14 protein-coding genes are annotated in these 16247 nt (G+C 56.4%); 3 read left to right on the top strand and 11 right to left on the bottom strand.

Annotated features, from left to right (window positions below):
- Positions 1-43 precede the first annotated feature (43 nt).
- Together HII27_RS04510 and HII27_RS04505 are read left to right on the top strand one after the other, a co-directional pair.
- Positions 44-1447, top strand: coding sequence for an MFS transporter (locus tag HII27_RS04510; RefSeq protein WP_185666785.1), 1404 nt, complete (start codon positions 44-46; stop codon positions 1445-1447).
- Positions 1448-1454: 7 nt separating this feature from the next.
- Positions 1455-3422, top strand: a complete 1968-nt coding sequence (locus HII27_RS04505; RefSeq protein ID WP_185666784.1) for a glycoside hydrolase family 127 protein — start codon at positions 1455-1457, stop codon at positions 3420-3422.
- Positions 3423-3495: 73 nt separating this feature from the next.
- Here the strand turns inward: HII27_RS04505 and purF are convergent, their stop codons facing one another.
- The 9 genes from purF to pdxB all read right to left on the bottom strand — a co-directional run bounded on the left by purF (position 3496) and on the right by pdxB (position 12650).
- Entirely contained in the window at positions 3496-5013 is a 1518-nt protein-coding gene (gene purF / locus HII27_RS04500; RefSeq protein ID WP_185666783.1) for an amidophosphoribosyltransferase, read from the bottom strand.
- Between the two features lie 33 nt (positions 5014-5046).
- Entirely contained in the window at positions 5047-5535 is a 489-nt protein-coding gene (gene cvpA, locus HII27_RS04495; protein WP_185666782.1) for a colicin V production protein, read from the bottom strand.
- Positions 5536-5822: 287 nt separating this feature from the next.
- On the bottom strand, positions 5823-6500 hold the full coding sequence (gene dedD / locus HII27_RS04490; RefSeq protein WP_185666781.1) for a cell division protein DedD: 678 nt from the start codon (positions 6498-6500) through the stop codon (positions 5823-5825).
- Positions 6490-7758, bottom strand: a complete 1269-nt coding sequence (folC, locus tag HII27_RS04485) for a bifunctional tetrahydrofolate synthase/dihydrofolate synthase (RefSeq protein ID WP_185666780.1) — start codon at positions 7756-7758, stop codon at positions 6490-6492. Before folC ends, dedD begins: the two co-directional genes overlap by 11 nt.
- Positions 7759-7838: 80 nt before the next feature.
- Positions 7839-8753, bottom strand: coding sequence for an acetyl-CoA carboxylase, carboxyltransferase subunit beta (gene accD, locus HII27_RS04480; RefSeq protein ID WP_185666779.1), 915 nt, complete (start codon positions 8751-8753; stop codon positions 7839-7841).
- A 195-nt stretch (positions 8754-8948) separates the two neighbouring features.
- On the bottom strand, positions 8949-9608 hold the full coding sequence (locus tag HII27_RS04475; RefSeq protein ID WP_185666778.1) for a DedA family protein: 660 nt from the start codon (positions 9606-9608) through the stop codon (positions 8949-8951).
- A gap of 25 nt (positions 9609-9633) precedes the next feature.
- Positions 9634-10446, bottom strand: coding sequence for a tRNA pseudouridine(38-40) synthase TruA (truA, locus tag HII27_RS04470; RefSeq protein ID WP_185666777.1), 813 nt, complete (start codon positions 10444-10446; stop codon positions 9634-9636).
- On the bottom strand, positions 10446-11459 hold the full coding sequence (locus tag HII27_RS04465; RefSeq protein WP_035892524.1) for an aspartate-semialdehyde dehydrogenase: 1014 nt from the start codon (positions 11457-11459) through the stop codon (positions 10446-10448). Before HII27_RS04465 ends, truA begins: the two co-directional genes overlap by 1 nt.
- 63 nt (positions 11460-11522) lie before the next feature.
- Entirely contained in the window at positions 11523-12650 is a 1128-nt protein-coding gene (gene pdxB / locus HII27_RS04460; protein ID WP_185666776.1) for a 4-phosphoerythronate dehydrogenase PdxB, read from the bottom strand.
- A gap of 109 nt (positions 12651-12759) precedes the next feature.
- Between pdxB and HII27_RS04455 the strand changes: the two genes are divergently transcribed.
- The gene (locus tag HII27_RS04455; RefSeq protein WP_185666775.1) at positions 12760-13869 is read left to right on the top strand and encodes a flagella biosynthesis regulator; all 1110 of its coding nucleotides are present in this window, start codon (positions 12760-12762) and stop codon (positions 13867-13869) included.
- Here the strand turns inward: HII27_RS04455 and HII27_RS04450 are convergent.
- Positions 13849-14658 (bottom strand): HAD family hydrolase, encoded by an 810-nt coding sequence (locus HII27_RS04450; protein WP_185666774.1) that lies wholly within the window; start codon positions 14656-14658, stop codon positions 13849-13851. The two genes, HII27_RS04455 and HII27_RS04450, sit on opposite strands and share 21 nt — an antisense overlap.
- 84 nt (positions 14659-14742) lie before the next feature.
- Positions 14743-16074, bottom strand: coding sequence for a PTS sugar transporter subunit IIC (locus HII27_RS04445; RefSeq protein ID WP_185666773.1), 1332 nt, complete (start codon positions 16072-16074; stop codon positions 14743-14745).
- Between the last annotated feature and the right edge of the window lie 173 nt (positions 16075-16247).

The raw sequence follows: 16247 nt of genomic DNA, 5'->3' as shown, positions 1-16247 counted from the left end.
GTAATGACTTTTTGAATCATCACACCCTGTTCGAGGATTGGTTATGACCATTGCTGATAACCTGGATACTGATGTACAGACCGTTGATGCGGGAGAGACGCTCTCTACCCGCGAAAAGATAGGCTATGGATTAGGCGATGCCGGTGGGCATTGCATCTCAGATTTGATTAGCGGCTTTTTACTCTTTTTCTACACCGACGTTTTTGGGCTAAGCCCGGCCATCGTCGGTGCCATGTTCTTTACCCTGCGTATCTTTGATGCCGTTTCCGATCCCGTAATGGGGGTGATTGCCGACCGTACCCGCAGCCGCTGGGGGCGCTTTCGTCCGTGGCAGCTGTGGACTGCCGTACCGCTTGGCGTGATCGGTATCCTGACCTTTACCGTTCCGGACATGAGCGCGAACATGAAAATCGCGTGGGCGTTCGGCACCTACTTCCTGCTCTCCATCGGCTATACCGCCAACAACGTGCCTTACTGCGCGCTGATTAATGCCATCACTAACCGCCACGATCAGGTGATGTCCTGCCAGTCCTGGCGCTTCGTGTTAAGCGGCATTGCCGGTTTCCTCGTCTCCGTCGGCCTGCCGTGGATGGTGGAGTTCTTTGGTCAGGGCAACCTGGCGAAGGGTTATCAGTATGGTGTCACAGTGCTGTGCACCATCGGCATGGTGCTATTTCTGCTGTGCTTCTTCTGGGTGAAAGAGCGTGTACCGCTATCGCTGGCGGGTAACTTTACCCTGCGCGAACACCTGGCTGGTCTGCGCAAAAATGACCAACTGCTGATGATGCTGATCATGTCTTTCCTGCTGGTGAATATTCTCTGTATTCGCGGCGGCGGCTACATGTACTTCATCTCCTACGCGCTTGAGGGCGGTGCCGGGTACATGTCGATGTTCTTCGGTATCCTCACGATCTCCGGGATTGCCGGGGCGATCGTCGTCAACCCGCTCTCTCGCCGCGTTGATATGGTGCGTCTCTACTACTGGACTAACCTGGTGCTGGTCGCGTTCGGGATTGGCATGTACTTCCTTCCGGTTGGCCCGCAGTATCAGGTGCTGTGGCTGGTCTGCATTGCGGTTAACAGCGTGATTCAGGGCTTCACCCTGCCGCTGCACTTCTCGATTATGGCCTTCGCCGACGACTACGGCGAATGGAAAACCGGCGTACGCTCCTCCGGGATGAACTTCGCCTTTAACCTCTTTTTCATCAAGCTCTCCTGGGCCTCTTCCGGCGGCATTATCAGCCTGATCCTGATTATGGTGGCCTATCAGCCGGGGCTTGGGAACCAGACGCCAGCATCTATCCATGGCATCACCCTGCTGCAAAGCCTGGTGCCAGCCGCATTCCACTTCGTGCTCGCCATGTGCCTGCTGAAGTGCCGTCTTAACGGCCCAATGATGAACCGTATTTCTACCGACCTTCACCAACGCCATTCACACATTTCCTGAGGTAAACATGATGCAGTCTGATGTGATTGAAGCCGATCTGAACCGAATCACCATTACCGACCCGTTTTTAGGGGAATATCAGCGCCTCATCCGCGACGTGGTTATCCCTTATCAATGGGAAGCGCTGAATGACAATCTTCCGGAGGCGGAACCGAGCCACGCGCTGGCAAACTACCGCATTGCTGCCGGTATTGAGCAGGGTGATTTTTATGGCATGGTCTTTCAGGACAGCGACGTCACCAAATGGCTGGAAGCGGTTGCCTGGTCACTCAGCCAGAAGCCTGACGCCCAACTGGAAAAGACCGCCGATGAGGTGATTGAACTGCTGGCGCAGGCGCAGTGTGAAGATGGTTATCTGAATACCTGGTATACCGTAAAAGAGCCGGGCTTACGTTGGACCAACGTGGCAGAGTGCCATGAGCTTTACTGCGCCGGGCACCTGTTCGAAGCGGCGGTGGCGTTTTACCACGCCACCGGCAAGCGCCGCCTGCTCGATATCTCCTGCCGCTTTGCCGATCACATCGACACGGTTTTCGGCCCCAACCCCAATCAGCTGCGCGGTTATCCGGGTCATCCGGAAATTGAACTGGCGCTGATGCGTCTGTATGAAGTAACAAAAGAACCGCGCTATCAGGCACTGGCCCGCTTCTTCGTTGAAGAGCGCGGTCAGCAGCCGTACTACTACGATATTGAGTTTGAAAAACGCGGCGGCACTCGCCACTGGGTGGGCTGGGGCGATGCCTGGCCGGGCATGATTAAGGACAAATCGTACACCCATGCGCACAAGCCGCTATCCGAACAGCACGAAGCAGTAGGCCACGCCGTCCGCTCGGTCTATCTGATGACCGGGCTGGCGCATATCGCCCGCATGACCCACGACGAAGATAAGCGCCAGACCTGTCTGCGCATCTGGGACAACATGGTGCAGCGCCGCATGTATATCACCGGCGGCATCGGTTCACAGGGGATTGGCGAAGCGTTTACCAGCGACTACGACCTGCCGAACGACACCGCCTATGGTGAAAGCTGCGCCTCGATTGGCCTGATGATGTTCGCCCGCCGGATGCTGGAAATGGAGGGCGACGCCCATTACGCCGACGTGATGGAGCGGGCGTTCTACAATACGGTGCTCGGCGGGATGGCGCTGGACGGTAAGCACTTCTTCTACGTCAACCCATTGGAGACGCACCCGAAAAGCATTCCCCATAATCATATCTACGATCACATTAAACCGGTTCGCCAGCGCTGGTTCGGCTGCGCCTGCTGCCCGCCGAATATTGCGCGCACGCTGGTCGCCATCGGTCACTACATTTTCACTCCGCGCCCGGATGCGCTGTTCATCAACTTCTACGCCGGTAGCGAAGCGCAGTTCACGGTGAACGAGCAGACGCTGGCGCTCAAAATCGAAGGCAACTACCCGTGGGATGAAGAGGTGAACATTCGTTTCGCGCATCCGCAAGCGGTTGAACACACCCTGGCGCTGCGTCTGCCGGAGTGGTGTGAAGCGCCGAAGGTGCTGGTCAACGGTCAGCCGGCGGTGGGTAACACGATCAACGGTTACCTGCATCTGCACCGTGAGTGGCAGGAAGGTGACGTGATTACGCTGCACCTGCCGATGACCATCCGCCGCGTCTACGCCAACCCGCTGGTACGCCATGCAGCCGGAAAAGTGGCCATTCAGCGCGGGCCGCTAGTCTACTGCCTGGAAGAAGCGGATAACGGCAGCGAACTGCATAACCTGTCGCTGCCAAAAGAGAGTGCCTTCCGTGAAATTCAGGGCGTGGGGGTATTGAAGGGTAAAATTCTGTTGCAGGCGGAAGGGTTACGCGTGCTGACCGCGCAGGAGGACAAGTCGCTCTACAGCTTTGATAATCGCCAGACGGCGGTAGAAAAGCAGACGTTAACCTTTATCCCGTGGTTTAGCTGGGCCAACCGTGGCGAAGGCGAAATGCGGATTTGGGTGGACGAGGCGTAAAACGCCTCGGCCGGGCTACGTGGGGTGCGTAGCCCGGCCGAGCGAAAGCGACGCCGGGAAAGTACCGTCGTACTTACCCTTCGTTATGCATCTCTAAATTTTCCACTTCATTCTGCAGCTGTACCGCTTTCGCGTCGTCATTGCGCAGAGAGTCGAGGAAATCGAGATAGGTCTGGTCAACGTCTTTGGTCACGTACACGCCGTTGAATACCGAGCATTCAAACTGCTGAATATCCGGGTTCTCCGCGCGAACCGCGTCAATCAGATCGTCCAGATCCTGGAAGATAAGACCGTCGGCGCCGATGATCTGGCGAATCTCATCCACTTCACGCCCGTGGGCAATCAGTTCGGTGGCGGTTGGCATATCGATACCGTAGACGTTCGGGAAACGAATTTCCGGTGCCGCAGAGGCCAGATAAACCTTCTTCGCCCCGGCTTCACGCGCCATCTCAATAATCTGCTCAGAAGTGGTACCACGCACGATGGAATCATCCACCAGCAGCACGTTCTTATCGCGGAATTCAGCGCGGTTAGCGTTGAGCTTGCGACGCACGGACTTACGGCGCAGCTGCTGGCCCGGCATGATAAAGGTACGGCCCACGTAGCGGTTTTTCACAAAGCCCTGACGGTATGGTTTACCGAGAATACGAGCAATTTCCAGCGCGATATCGCAGGAGGTTTCCGGAATTGGAATCACCACGTCGATATCCAGATCTTCCCATTCACGCGCAATCTTCTCGCCGAGCTTGGTACCCATGTTCACACGGGCGCTGTAGACGGAAATTTTGTCGATAAAGGAGTCTGGACGCGCGAAGTAGACGTATTCGAACAGGCACGGGTTGCTCACCGGGTTGTCAGCGCACTGACGGGTGAACAGCTGGCCGTTTTCGGTGATGTAGACCGCCTCGCCCGGCGCAACGTCGCGCAGGAATTCAAAGCCGAGGGTGTCCAGCGCCACGCTTTCGGAGGCCACCATATATTCGGTGCGGCCATCGCCGATATCACGCTTGCCCAGCACCAGCGGACGAATACCGTTCGGGTCGCGGAAGGCCACCATGCCGTGGCCGATAATCATCGCGACGCAGGCATACGCACCGCGAATCTGGCGGTTGGTTGCGGCGATAGCAGCGAAGATATTGTCGGCTTCCAGCGGGTAATGACGGAAGTTATCCAGCTCGCTCGCGAAGATATTGAGCAGGATTTCAGAATCGGAAGTGGTGTTGATGTGGCGGCGTTTTTCTTCAAACAGCTTTTGACGTAACTCGTGCGCATTGGTCAGGTTACCGTTATGCGCCAGCGTAATGCCGTACGGGGAGTTAACGTAAAAAGGCTGGGCCTCAGAGGCGCTGGAGCTGCCCGCCGTTGGGTAACGCACGTGGCCAATACCCATGTTGCCCTGCATACGCTGCATGTGGCGGGCTTCAAAGACATCGCTCACCAGACCGTTCGCTTTACGCAAGCGGAAGCAGTTGTTGGCATCAATGGTGATGATGCCAGCGGCATCCTGTCCACGGTGCTGCAGCACCGTTAGCGCATCATAAATCGACTGGTTTACCGGCATGACACCGGCGATACCGACAATACCGCACATACGTCTTTTCCTCGTTAAGCAACGACCCAAAGCTTATACTTTGGGCAAGAAACTTGACGAGCTTTGAAGGTATTCAAAAAACCATCTGATAACCGGTGAGAAATAGGGAATAAACTGCGAATGCTGCCAGTCATCGCTTTTGGCCATCCCGGTAAAGGTGTCAAGGAAGAACAAGATAGCGGCGATAATCAGCACCCCACGTAATGCGCCGAAGCAGATCCCCAATACCCTGTCTGTACCCGACAGACCGGTCTTTTCCACCAGCTGGCCTATCACAAAGTTGACGATAGCGCCGACGATGAGCGTCGCGATGAACAGCGCCGCAATAGCAATCCCATTTCGAACCCGTTCGTCCTCAAAGCCCGTAAACCAGACTGACAGGTCAGTGTAGTAATGGCTGGCAACGTAGAAGGCACAGCCCCATGTTACCAACGATAATGCTTCACGAACAAAGCCGCGGATGAGGCTCACCAAGCAAGATAAGCCCAGCACCGCGATAATGGCGTAATCAATCCAGACCATATATGTCCCACGATTTTACGCCCTGTCATCCAGTTCGGGCGCATTCTAACAGAAAAAGAAAACGTTTGCGTAGGGATTTCCTTCCCCGGCGTAAATAAAAAATGGCGCTGAAAAAATATTCAACGCCATCGTTTTTTGGTCGTTTTCGGCGTTGTTCAACACCCCTCACCCTAACCCTCTCCCCTAAGGGGAGAGGGGACCGTTGGGAGACGGCGACAAGCCCGGCACCGACTTTCTCCCTCGCCCCTCTGGGGAGAGGGCCGGGGTGAGGGGAAAAGACCCACGCCTTAGTTCGGCGTATATCCCATCACCACGCCGCTGAGCCCCGACAACCGATTCAGTTCACCAAGTGAACCTTTCAGCTTATCTTTCGAGGCATCCGGGCCGACCAGAATACGGGTGATTTTACCCTGAACGGGCGTCGAAGGCGACGTGTAGGCGTGATATCCCGCACCACGCAGACTCGCCACAATTTCGTTCACCTTATCCGCATTCTTCAATGCACCAAGCTGCACCACGTACGCTTTACCTACCGGTGCCGGTTTCTCTTCCGGCGCGGCTTTCGGCGGTGGCGTCGTTGCTGCGACCTGTTCAGCAACAGGCTGCGGTTTTGGTTTCGGTTTTTCTACTGGTTTTGGCTTCGGCAGTTCGGCGGCCGGCGGGATCTGTTCAAGATCGCCGTTGCCGTTAACGGCCAGACGGCTGGAGTCCAGCGACGGCGCTGCCGCGTCGCCTGCCCTCACCTCTTCTGCCGCCCCTTCAGGCGGCTGAGCAGGCAGCGCCTGCGTTGCCGTCGGCAGCATATCAGGTTCATCACGGTCCCCCGGTTTTGGCACCAGCGGAATCGCCGCAAACTCATCCTGATAATGCTTTTTTTGCCCGTCAAGCAGCCCTGGCAGCACAATGACCCCCAGCGCAACTAATACTATCGTCCCGACGAGACGGTTTTGAAACTTACTTGCCACCGGCACTCCCCGCGTCCAACGCTTCCATCACATGCGCTACCGTGTGGAACGAACCACACACCAGCACCGTATCTTCGGGCGCTGCGTCAGCCATGGCGGCATGCCACGCCTGCTCGACGCTGGTAAAGACGGCCCCTGCACGCAGATGCTCGCGCAGCTGTTCCGCCGTAGCACCGCGAGGTCCCTCGAGCGGCGCACAGTACCAGCTATCTACAACGTCCTCCAGACACGCCAGCGTACCGGCGATGTCCTTATCATGCAGCATACCAATAACCGCCAGCACTCGCCCAGTTTTCGGCAACGATTTGAGACGCCCGGCAAGATAGGCCGCGGCGTGCGGGTTATGTGCAACATCAAGAATCACGCGTGGCTCAAGCTGGAGGGTCTGGAAACGGCCCGGCAGAATCGCGCTGGCAATGCCTTCACGAATCACCGCTTCACTCACCTCAAGCCCGCTGGCGCGCAGCGCGGCAAGCGCCGTGGCGGCGTTAGGCTGCGGCACGTTTGGCAACGGCAGGTTACGCAGTTCGCCCTGGGCGTCGCTGAAGATCCAGCTATCGCCTTCGACGGTATAGCGCCAGTCAACGTTACGCTGCAGCAGCAGTGCGCCCTTTTCATGGGCCACGTCGGCAATGGTATGCGGCATATCCGGCTCACCAACCACCGCAGGGCGGTTAGCGCGGAACACGCCCGCTTTCTCACGACCAATGCTTTCACGGTCCGGCCCCAGCCAGTCGGTATGGTCCAGCGCAATGCTGGTTACCACGGCGACGTTAGCATCAACGATGTTAGTGGCATCAAGACGACCGCCTAAGCCTACTTCCAGGATAACAACGTCAAGCTTTGCCTGCTTAAACAACCACAGCGCCGACAGCGTGCCGTATTCGAAATAGGTCAGTGAGGTATCACCACGCCCGGCTTCAATCGCCGCAAATGACGCGGTATGTGCGCTTTCGGCAAGCTCTGCGCCCTGCACGCGTACCCGTTCGGTGTAGCGCACCAGATGTGGAGAGCTGTAAACCCCTACCTTATAGCCCGCCGCCATCAGGATAGTTTCCAGCGTGCGGCAGGTGGTGCCTTTGCCGTTGGTTCCGGCGACGGTAAAGACGAACGGCGCAGGCTGCAGCACGTCTAACTGACCGGCAACGCGGCTAACACGTTCAAGGCCGAGGTCGATGGTTTTTGAGTGGAGGTTTTCCAGATAAGAAAGCCACGTAGCCAGGGGCGACGTGGCCTGAGGAATAAGATTTTTGTCCATAGTGCCCGCAACGTCCAACAACGGTGAATCGGTGAATAAAAGTAAAAAGGGCAGAGCCACCCGGCCCTGCCCTTACACTATCAGGCCTCTGGTGCCTGATCCGGTACCGGTGGCACCACCACGCTTTCGCGCGGCGCGTCCGGGTTCGGTGCCGGGAGATTCATCAGCTTCGCCAGAATGCTAGCAAGCTTCAGACGCATTTCCGGGCGGCGCACGATCATGTCGATAGCGCCCTTCTCGATGAGGAACTCACTGCGCTGGAAGCCCGGTGGCAGTTTCTCACGAACGGTCTGTTCGATTACGCGCGGGCCAGCAAAGCCAATCAGCGCTTTTGGCTCAGCGATGTTCAGGTCGCCCAGCATCGCGAAGCTCGCGGAGACGCCACCCATGGTTGGGTCGGTCAACACGGAGATATACGGTAAACCGCGTTCCTGCATTTTCGCCAGCGCCGCAGAGGTTTTCGCCATCTGCATCAGGGACATCAGCGCTTCCTGCATACGCGCCCCGCCGGAAGCGGAGAAGCAGATCAGCGGGCAGTTGTCTTCCAGCGCCTGTTCAACGGCACGGACAAAACGCGCACCGACAACAGAACCCATTGAGCCGCCCATAAAGGAGAACTCAAAGGCCGCACCGACAACCGGCATCCCGTGCAGGGTGCCTTTCATCACGATCAGCGCATCTTTTTCACCCGTCTCTTTCTGAGCGGATGCCAGACGATCTTTGTATTTTTTAGAGTCACGGAACTTCAGCACGTCTTTTGGCTCAAGCTCACTTCCCAGTTCTACCAGGGACCCTTCATCTAACAGGCTATGCAGGCGATTACGCGCTGACATACGCATGTGATGATCGCACTTCGGGCAAACCTCGAGGTTACGCTCCAGCTCGGCGCGATACAGAACCTGACCACAGCTATCGCATTTGGTCCACACCCCTTCAGGGATGCTCGCCTTACGGGTAGGTGTGATATTGCTTTTAATTCGTTCAATCCAGCTCATTGATAACCTTTCTGCCTGAACCTGGTCGATGCCAGTTTTGCCATAAGGGGGCGCGCATAATGCCACTTTTGCCCCTCATAGACCATGAATGTTGCACATTAAAACATAACAGCCCGAAACTTGGCATAAAAAAGTGGTCGAACCGCGAAACATGTCGTAACAGGGCACGGCTGAATCGTGCCCCGCGTGCAGGGTTTATTTTGCCGCTTTTGCCGCCTTACAACGGTGGCGAATCACTTCAATTACGCCCGGCAATATCGACAGCACAATGATAGCGACAATCAGCAGCTTCAGGTTTTCCTGAACCACCGGTAGATCGCCAAACAGGTAGCCCGCGTAGGTGAACAACAGCACCCACAGCAGCCCGCCGGTCACGTTGTAGAGCGCAAAGTGACGATAGGACATATGGCCCATTCCCGCCACAAATGGCGCAAATGTTCTGACGATAGGCACAAATCGCGCCAGAATAATGGTCTTTCCACCATGCTTATCGTAGAACGCATGGGTCTTATCGAGGTAGCTGCGACGGAAGATTTTCGAGTTTGGATTGCTAAACAGCTTCTCGCCGAACAGCCGCCCAATGGTGTAGTTCACCGCATCGCCGACAATCGCCGCAATCACCATCAGCACCACCATCAGGTGGACGTTGAGATCGTTGGTTGGCAGCGCCGACAGCGCACCGGCAACAAACAGCAGCGAGTCGCCCGGCAGGAACGGTGTCACCACCAGCCCCGTTTCGCAGAACAAAATCAGGAACAGAATGGCGTAGACCCAGATGCCGTACTGCGCAACCAGTTCCGCCAGGTGCACATCAATGTGCAGGATGAAATCAATCAAAAAACGGATGAAATCCATATTGTCTTAGCCCTAAATGACTTCGTTAGTCCGCCAGGAAAAGCGGGCCCATCGGCGCGGCGGGCAGTGCAAAGTGAGCGGGATAATCTACCGCCACCAGGTACAGCCCTTCCGCTTTTGCCGTTGCGGCGGCAAGCGTCCTGTCTTTTGCCGCCAACAGTTCTGCAATCCAGCTCTCCGGCTGGTTTCCTGCGCCAACTTCCATCAGGCTGCCAACAATGTTCCTTACCATGTGATGCACAAAGGCGTTCGCTTTGATGTCCACCACAATATAGTTGCCATAGCGCGTCACGTTGATATGCATAACGTTACGCCATGGCGTACGCGACTGGCACTGCACCGCACGAAACGAGGTGAAGTCATTCTCGCCCAGCAGGCTCTGCGCGGCGCGGTGCATCCGCTCCGCGTCCAGCGGCTGGTGATAATGGGTCACCCCCTGACTCAACACCGCCGGACGCAGCCGGTGATTGTAGATAACGTAGCGGTAACGGCGCGCCGTCGCGCTAAAGCGCGCGTGAAAATCATCGGGAACAGCTTTCACCCAACGTACCGCGATGTCACCAGGTAAATTCGCATTTACACCCAGCGTCCATGCGGCGTCTTTACGCAGCGCGCGCGTTTCAAAGTGCACCACCTGGCCCGTGCCGTGAACGCCAGCGTCGGTACGCCCGGCGCAGTACACGTTGATAGGTTCGTTTGCCACCTGTGAGAGCGCTTTTTCAAGCTTCTCCTGCACGCTGCGCACTTCGTTTTGCCGCTGCCAGCCGTAGTATTTGCTGCCGTCGTACTCAATACCCAGCGCAATTCGATAAACCGGCAGCAGCTCTTTGTCAGACATTAGTACAGATACTCCTGCACCAGTTTCTCAGCGGTTTTGACCGCCATCAGCGCGCCGCCGAAGCGAACGTTGTCGGCGACGGACCAGAACTGAACCTGCTCCGGCATGCCGTAATCGTTACGGACGCAGCCGATGGAGAGATGCGCGCTGCCGGTGGCATCGCCAACCTGAGTCGGGAATTCACCCTCTTCAGACAGCACGATGTCTTCGCCGCGGGAGAAAGCATCACGCGCTTCTTCCGCAGACAATGGACGCATGGCTTCAAAGCTCACCATCTGCGCATGGCCGTAGAATACCGGCGACTGCACGCAGCTAGCAGAAATCATCAGGCCTTCGTCCTGCAGGATTTTGCGAACCTGGTCGACGATACGACGCTCTTCACGCACGCTACCTTCACGATCCGGCAGCAGCGGCAGCATGTTGAACGCCAGCTGGCGACCAAAGAAATCATCTTCATCAATCGGAATACCGTTCAGCAGCTTGGCGCTCTGCCCTGCCAGCGCATCAACGGCTTTCTTACCGTGCGCGGAGGCGGAGATCAGGCTGGTCACGTTGATACGCGACAGGCCGCCGTCATCAATCAGCGGCTTCAGCGCAGCCAGCAGTTGGCTGGTCTGGCTATCAGCCACGGCAATCAGGTTACGGTTGCGGTAGTCCGCCATCACGAATGGGTTAACGTCCGGCACCACCAGCGGTACGTCCGGCTCCAGCGCGAACAGACCGCTGAGGTCGATAACCAGGCAGCCCGCGTTGGTGGCTTCTTCCGCGTAGCTTGCCGAAGCTTCCTGACCAGCGGCAAAGAACGCCAGCTGGGCCTGAGTCCAGTCGAACTCTGCGGCGTCCTGTACCCTGACCGATTTACCGTTAAAACGCAGATGTTCGCCCGCGCTGTCGGTGCGCGCCAGCGCATAGATATCACCCACCGGGAACTGACGTTCAGCAAGGGTTTCAAGCAGGGCTTCGCCTACGGCGCCGGTTGCGCCCAGGATGGCAATATTCCAGCCTTCAGACATGGTGATTTACTCCAGAAAAAATGCGACTCTGCCGGAGTATCCAGCAGAGTGATTAAGAAGACATTAACAGTGTACGGCGTTAAACCCGAGTTTTTGCAGCAGCTCGGCCGCATCGGCATCATCACACTCAACGGTCAATGATGACCATTCGCGACGCTCGAGATAGTTCTTGCGCAGTTTGTCGAATTCGCCGGGGATACCCGCCACTTTTCGCAGCGGCGCGTCATCGCGGCGCACATCATACACTAAATGGACCAGTCTTTTCAGCGTAGGCTGATCGAGCGGGCCATGCAGGCTAATGCGGCCAAACTCGGGCGCCGGCAGCAGCGTCGAAAGTGCCACTTCCTGTGGTTGGCCAATAAACTGGCTATAGGCTTCAAACACCTGAGTGGTGCCGCGCGCTTTACCTTCCAGCGTGTAGCCGGCGATGTGCGAGGTGCCCAGATCGACTTTATCGAGCAGCGCCAGGTTGAGATCCGGCTCGGGCTCCCAGACGTCCAGCACCACGCTCAGCGCCTGCCCCGCTTCCAGACATTTCAGCAGCGCGGTGTTATCCACCACTGGGCCACGACAGGCGTTGATCAGAATCGTCCCCGGCTTCAGGCTGCGAATCAGCGTCTCGTCGGCAAGATGCAGCGACTTATACTGCCCTTCTTTATATAACGGCGTGTGGAAGGTGATAACGTCAGCTTCGGCAACCAGGTCGTCGAGCGAGCGGAAATCGCCTTCGTCGCCGTTGTCCGCACGTGGCGGATCGCAAAGCAGCGTTTTAATACCCAGCGCTTCAAGACGTTTTTGCAGACGGCCACCGACGTTACCCACGCCGACGATACCGACAGTGCGGTCAGCCAGCGCAAAACCGTCGCGCTCGGCCAGCATCAGCAGCGCTGAGAAGACATATTCCACCACCGCAATGGCATTACAGCCCGGCGCGGCAGAAAAACCGATGCCCGCCTGCGCCAGCCACGGCTGGTCGACGTGATCGGTGCCCGCGGTGGCGGTACCGACAAACTTAATCGCCTTGTCGCCAAGCAGCGCTTCATTCACCTTCGTTACCGAGCGCACCATCAGCGCATCGGCATCGGTCAACGCATCGGTCGGGATCGGGCGGCCAGGAACAGCCCTCACTTCGCCCAGACGACTAAAAAGCTCACGGGCGTAGGGCATATTTTCATCAACAAGGATTTTCACGGTTCAGTACCTGTCTGAGAACGAGAGTAAACCGGGGAAGTGTGCCATAATCTTGCCGCCAGGAATACTCGCGCCTGGCATCAGTACCGCTTTACAGAAAGGATGAATCATGACGCAACCCATCTCAGGTATGCCTGCGCGCCCTCCGGGGGCCGGTCCCACTCCGCTTTCCAGTGCCGGAGAGCAGCCGCTTAACCTTCAGCAACGCACCGTGCTGGAGCGTTTGATCACGCGCCTTATCACCATGACGTCGCAGCAAAATGCCGAAGTGTGGGCGGGCGTAAAACACGATCTGGGACTGAAAGGTGATACGCCGCTGCTGGCGCGTCATTTTCCGGCGGCGGAACAGAATCTGAACCAGCGCATCGGCACCGCCGAGCAGAACCTGAGCATGAGGCAGACGCTCTCACAGCTCACCGAACTGCTGGGCCAGGGCAATAATCGCCAGGCTGTCAGTGATTTTATCCGTCAACAGTACGGGCACACCGCCCTGAACCAGCTTACCCAGCCGCAGCTTAATAATGTGCTGCAGCTGCTCCAGCGCGGCCAGCTATCGATTCCCCAGCCGCAGCAGCGCCCGGCGACCGACCGTCCGCTACTACCGGCGGAGTACACCACGCTTAACCAACTGGTCAGCAAGCTGTCGGCGGCGACCGGCGAGTCGAGCAAGCAAATCTGGCAGTCGCTGATTGAGCTCGCCAGCGTGAAGCCCGACGCGCTCTACTCCGATAAAGCGCCATCGTCGTCCAGTGACGCCAATAAACCGCTTTGGCAGTCGCTACAGGAATTTTCGCCGGTGAAGACAAGCGAACTGATCCCCGCGAAGTACTTCACCTCGCTGGTGACGTTATTGCAGGCGCGGCTGACGCTGAGCACGCATCCGGCTCCTACGTTTAACGTGCTTCAGGCCGCACTTAAGCAGCCGTTGGGCGATCAGGAGCTTCAGGTGCTGCGTGATTACGGGCAGCAAAACTGGAATATGACGCCGCAGACGGTGCTCACCACCGTTCAGGTTCAGGAGTTGCTCAACCTCCTGTTCCTCAAGCGTATTGAGCGTGAGCGTGTAGCGCATGCCGAGGCGCTGGAGGCGCGGAACATTCAGCCGATTTACGCGCCGTTTGCGCCGATGATTACCTCAATTAAGTCACTGTCGGCACGCCCTGGGCTGGCCTTTGTGGTGCTGATTGTGGTGGCGGTGCTACTTTGGGTGCTGCTGTAAACTCAGCACCTGGGCAATGGTCGTCATAACCGCATCGTCATCATTGGTGCCGGTAATAAACCGCGCGGCCTGCTTGGTTTCGTCAAACGCATTACGCATGGCGAAGCTCCAGGTGGCGCGGGTCATCAGTTCGATATCGTTCAGCCCATCGCCAAAGACCATCGTTTCGTCTTTGTTGACGCCCAGCCTCTCCTGCAGGATTTCCACCGTATGGCCTTTGTGCACGCCCACGTCAGCGATATCAATCCACGCATCTTCTGAGACCACGATATAAGCTTTATCAACGTAATCTGCGAGATGCGGCTTAATCTGCGGGCAACGGCCTTTGATGTCGAAGAGGGAAATTTTAACGAAGTCGTGCCCGACCTCATCGAACGTCGCAACCTGCACCACATTGGCGTAGGACATTTTCACTTTCTGCAGCATCTCTGGGGCAATAGTATTTTTGACATACGCGCCAAACGGCGTGCAGGCGATGATCACCGGCTCGCTGTTGACCTCCTCAAGCGTGTGGATGATTTCTCGCCCCAGCGCATTTTTGATCAGCGACTGATAGACATACTCTCCGTCATGTTTAATCCGCGTGGCGCTGTCGCCCAGGATCCAGAAATCACGCACCTGGTCACCAAACAACTCCTCAACGCGCTCGCACTGCTTGCCAGTGCACAGCGCAAAGGCGACGCCCTGCTGCTGCATCAATGCCTTAATCTGCGGGAACAACTCGCGGTTGTAATCACCATGGCGGTTTAAGAAAGTGCCGTCGAGGTCGGTAATAATCAGCTTAATCATCTTTATCTCCCGAAAAATGGTGCGCGTATGCCCCCTGTCCCCTCCCCAGTGGGGCGAGGGGACCGTTTTGTGCCGTGACCTTCGTTAAGCATTCTGTTCCGCTGCGGCCGACATATTGACTTTGTTGGCGGCAATCACGAACGGCAGGTAGATAAGCGTGGCGACGACCAGGCATAGTATGCCGACAAAGAGCGCCATCCAGTTCCCCCCCGTGCCGAAGAAGGCAATCAGTGGCCCAGGCGTGGTCCACGGCACCGCGTAGGCAATCGGCGGAATGATTTCCAGGGTAATAAAGAAGTAACCAATCAGCGAGTTAACAAACGGCACCAGAATAAATGGAATCACCAGAATTGGGTTCAGTACGATAGGCAGACCAAACATCACCGGTTCGTTAATGTTAAACAAGCCAGGCACAAAGGCCATTTTGGCGAGGTCACGGTAGTCCTTGCGGCGAGAGGCAATAAAAATAGCCAGCAGTAGACCCAGCGTCATCCCGGAGCCGCCGCAGTTGGCGAAGGCGTCGTTAATACCGGTCCAGGTAATCGGATACGGCGCGCCCCAGGTGGAACCGTGGGAGGCCGCATAGGAGAGGTTCTCCAGATTCGCTTCTGAGAAGATGGTTTCACGAATCGCTGCCACGGTGTTCGGCCCATGAATGCCGAGGATCCACAGGAAGTTTGCCACCAGCCCCAGAATCAACACGGTCACGATGTTGGTGCCCATATCCTTCAGCGGCGCCTGAATCAGCGTGTAGATCAGGTCGTTCAGGCCGTTTGGCGAGATTTTTAACAGCAGGTAGTTCAGTACCGAGAAGAAGATCATCACGAAGAAGATCGGCAGCAGCACCTTGAAGGAGCGTGCTACAGCAGGCGGTACTGCGGCTGGCATATTGATGGTCACCTTCGGATTACGCGCCAGGCGACAGAATATTTCACTCGCCAGCAGCGCGACAATAACCGCCACAAACAACCCCTGCGGCCCCAGATATTTGGTGCTCAGGTAAGCCTGCCCGTCGATAATCGTATACGGCGTATAAACCACAAAGAACGCGCCAATAGCGGTCAGGCCACACAGCAGATCATCCTGCTGGTAGCTTATCGCCATATTACGCGCCACGAGGAAGGTAATGAGCACCGCCATAATATTGACCGAACCGTTCATCACCGGGGTAAATATTTGCTGCGCATCGGCCAGGTTCGGGAATATCGTCCCCAGATGCAGGATGCTGGCGATAAAACCGTCCGGCGAGAGGATGGCGAAGTTAATCAGAATAATCAGCGAACTGGCCATGACGATGGGAAAGGACAGAATAAAGGCGTCGCGAATGGCCGAAACGTGGATCTGCGAGTTTAATTTTATGGCTATCGGAACGAGGATTTTTTCCATCCCGCGTTCAAATGAATTCATTAACCCCATAATGGTCCCTTAATTTTATAAAAAAATGACTCATTCAATAATTGGAAAGATAATTAAAATACCGACTAGTTATCCAGACGCTCCCGTTTTTTTATTCTTTTCGATATTCCAATCGCGCAGTCAAATAATATATTTCGCATCCCATTTCCTTTCTCAGTAAAATATGTCATTCA

This window comes from Kluyvera sichuanensis (assembly GCF_014218705.1).
Classification (GTDB): domain Bacteria; phylum Pseudomonadota; class Gammaproteobacteria; order Enterobacterales; family Enterobacteriaceae; genus Kluyvera; species Kluyvera sichuanensis.
The sequence above is the reverse complement of the archived record's forward strand: the minus strand, read 5'-3'. Positions and strand labels throughout refer to the sequence as shown.